The organism is Serratia sp. (in: enterobacteria), from assembly GCF_046715635.1.
In the GTDB taxonomy this organism is placed as follows: domain Bacteria; phylum Pseudomonadota; class Gammaproteobacteria; order Enterobacterales; family Enterobacteriaceae; genus Chania.
In genome coordinates this window covers 1-3,031 of sequence record NZ_JBKJYW010000482.1, presented here as the reverse complement: position 1 = coordinate 3,031, position 3,031 = coordinate 1, and the positions used below count along the sequence as shown (strand labels likewise).

3 protein-coding genes and 1 pseudogene are annotated in these 3,031 nt (G+C 55.5%); all 4 read right to left on the bottom strand.

All coding sequences use genetic code 11. The features are described 5' to 3' along the window. Positions 1-185, bottom strand: a pseudogene (locus tag ACLQ7H_RS24635) (long-chain-fatty-acid--CoA ligase); the annotation flags it as partial. A 230-nt stretch (positions 186-415) separates the two neighbouring features. Then, complete coding sequence (locus ACLQ7H_RS24630; protein WP_411754940.1) at positions 416-1,006, bottom strand: Slp family lipoprotein; 591 nt, start codon at positions 1,004-1,006, stop codon at positions 416-418. Positions 1,007-1,158: 152 nt separating this feature from the next. Beyond that, positions 1,159-1,860 (bottom strand): tRNA (adenosine(37)-N6)-threonylcarbamoyltransferase complex dimerization subunit type 1 TsaB, encoded by a 702-nt coding sequence (gene tsaB / locus ACLQ7H_RS24625; protein WP_411754939.1) that lies wholly within the window; start codon positions 1,858-1,860, stop codon positions 1,159-1,161. Between the two features lie 72 nt (positions 1,861-1,932). Then, the coding region (locus ACLQ7H_RS24620; protein WP_411754938.1) for an ATP-dependent DNA helicase at positions 1,933-3,031 on the bottom strand (1,099 nt) is incomplete at its 5' end.

Below are 3,031 nucleotides of genomic sequence, written 5' to 3'. Positions count from 1 at the left end.
GCAAACGCTCGGCTGCGCTCTTCCAGCTTGCGGAAGGTCATCACCTCACCCATGTTGATAAAGGCGGGTTGATCCGCGTAACGGGCAACCGCATTCTCAAACATTTCGATCAGGGATGAGTATTGATCGGCATCGATTTCTGCCGGAACATCCGCCGGGTAACGTTTTAACCAGACTTTTTCCAAGCTATTACTCCTGAAATCATTACTAATTATCATCGTAGCCCCCAAAATTGCAGCCAAACTTTAACAATACTTTAACTCAGCGTACCAGTTTGGGTTTTAAACAATATTCAGGTTGCGATGTACGTCACTAATTGCCGACGCAACCGCACAACAAAAAAAATTAAGGCGGCCATTAAGCCGCCCTAAATTGTAAAAACACTTCTACTTGCCGAGGCCTCAAATCCGCGCCCTTACTCCGTAACGAAAGTTTGCACCTGCGCCGGACCTGGATTATACCAGCCATAACCCCCGCCCCAACCCGGGCCCCACGGGCCATTATGCCAGCCCCATGGCCCCATCGGCTGCGGTGGCATCACAATCTGCTGGGCGATGTGCCAACGCTTGAAGCCGGTCGCATCCATGGTGACAAAGCGGTATGGCGTCATGCCAATCTTGCCGTCCCGCAGGCCGGTGATCGGCCCCACCACGGTGACCAGTTGCCCTCTGAAATCGACCGGATCGAGGAAACCGTTAACCGAAGCCAGCAAACGGCCTTGCGAAGGTTCTCCCAACACCGGACGCGCCCCCGAATCCAACGGCACCGCCGCAATCTCCAGAATGGTCCGCCCACGTTCGTTAGCCACGGCCACCACGGTACCGCCAAAGCGTGCTTCTGCGCCGGTAAACTGTTTCGGCGCGTTTTGCACCATCGACAGTTGGCCGACCGGCGTGGGGCTGGTGCCTTGGATCGCATCCGGAATGGTCACACAGCCAGAGAGCGCCAACACGCTGCTTGCGATTGCCAGCGTTAACAGCTTTTTACTCACAGTACGGGTTAAGATCATCGCAATCTCCTGAATTAGCTGTAACTTCGACAACGGTCATCAGTGCAAGTTGCAGACGGCACTGTTTTCTAAAGAGCGCCGTCTATTCGTGCTGCAAATGGACATCAGCAGAACGCCGACATGCGGCAACTTAAGATAACTATAGGAAACTATTCGCGTCCCGGTAGCTTCTTCCAGGTCACTTCGTTACGCAAATAGGTCGGCTCAGCATTTTCCACGCTGACCGCCAGGCCTTGTTGCCAGGCTTGTAGCGCCAGAGGCAGCATATCTTCGGCCTGCGGCAACAGCATTTTCCCGTCGGTAACGTTCAGTGAGGAACCAGCAACCAAATCTGGATAGGTTTGCCAACCGGTACCCACATGGGCCCAATCACCTTGCAAGTGTTGCGCACGCTCCAGAGCCTGCTGTGGAGACAGCACCGCTTCCCCTGCACTTTCCAGCCACTGGCCATCAAGCTGGCGTTCAAACTGGCCCCAATAGACCTCACCCATGCGGGCATCGATCGCCGCCAATACCCGTTGCGCGCCGGTCATGCGCCAGGCACCTTGCGCCATGGTTTGCAGCGTGGAAATCCCGAGCATCGGCAATTCGGCGCCGAGCGCCAGCCCTTGGGCAATACCAATGCCGATACGCACGCCGGTAAAGCTCCCTGGGCCACGGCCAAAGGCCAAGGCATCGAGTTGTGAAAGGGATAATCCGGATTCGGCCAGCACCTGCTGCACCAGCGGTAAAATGCGCTGGGTGTGCTCGCGCGGGCACAGTTCAAACAGGGCGTGAACTTCGCCTTGATTCCAGATAGCGACAGAACATGCTTCCGTCGCCGTATCGATCGCTAAAATTCGCGTGGACATGCCAAACCTCAGGCGGGAAATATCAGTGGTTTCATACAGGGCGCGCATTGTAGCACACCCCCGAAGTCGCGCCTATTCACCCTTGAGGAAGGCAATAGCCTGCGCCAAATCACGCGTTCGCGGCGTGGGCGGCAAGCTGTTGAGGAACACTTCACCATAAGGGCGCATCACCAGGCGGTTATCACAAATCACCAGTACGCCTCGGTCGTCGATATCACGGATCAAACGGCCAACGCCCTGTTTTAAGGTGATCACCGCATCGGGCAGTTGCACATCGTTGAAGGGATCACCACCGCGCAGGCGGCAATCCTCAATGCGTGCCTTCAGCAACGGGTCATCCGGTGAGGTAAAGGGTAGTTTATCGATAATGACGCAGGAGAGTGCATCACCGCGCACGTCTACGCCCTCCCAGAAACTGCTGGTCGCCACCAATAACGCATTACCGGCTTCAACAAACTGTGCCAACAGTTGGCCTTTGCTGGTTTCACCCTGTAACAGCACCGGCAACGTCAGCGTGGCCCGGAACTCTTCAGCCAGTTCCCGCATCATTTGGTGAGAGGTGCAAAGAAAGAAACAACGCCCCTGATTGGCTTCGATCATGGGCCGTAACATGCGGGCAAGTTGACGCGCTCCGCCGGGTTGATTAGGCGAAGGCAGAAAACGAGGAACACACAGCAAAGCCTGATTGGCATAGTCAAACGGGCTAGGCAGCAACAGCGTCTTGGCCTTATTCAACCCCAAGCGATCGGTAAAATGCCCCATCTGCTCGTTAACCGACAGCGTTGCCGAAGTGAAAATCCAGCTGCCCGGTTTTTCATCGAGCATTTCACGGAAACGTTCTGCTACCGTCAGTGGCGTCAACGCCAGCACAAAGTTTCGTGAGTTACATTCATACCAATAGCTGAACCCCGGCTCGTTGACTTCTTTCAACCGCTTGAGGCGGGTGCGGAACTGTGTCGCGCGTTCAAATGCAGCGTCCAGCAGCGCCGAACGACCGAGGGAAAGTTTGACCACGTCGTAACACAACTCCAATGCGTCATCGAGCAACAATAATGCCCGCTGCACATTTGGTTGGCTTAATACTTCGCGCAGGTTGCCACGGTAACCTGGTTCGCCCAACGCCAGCCGGAAATCCTGGGTGCTTTGGCTGAGACGATCGGCACTCTTTTGC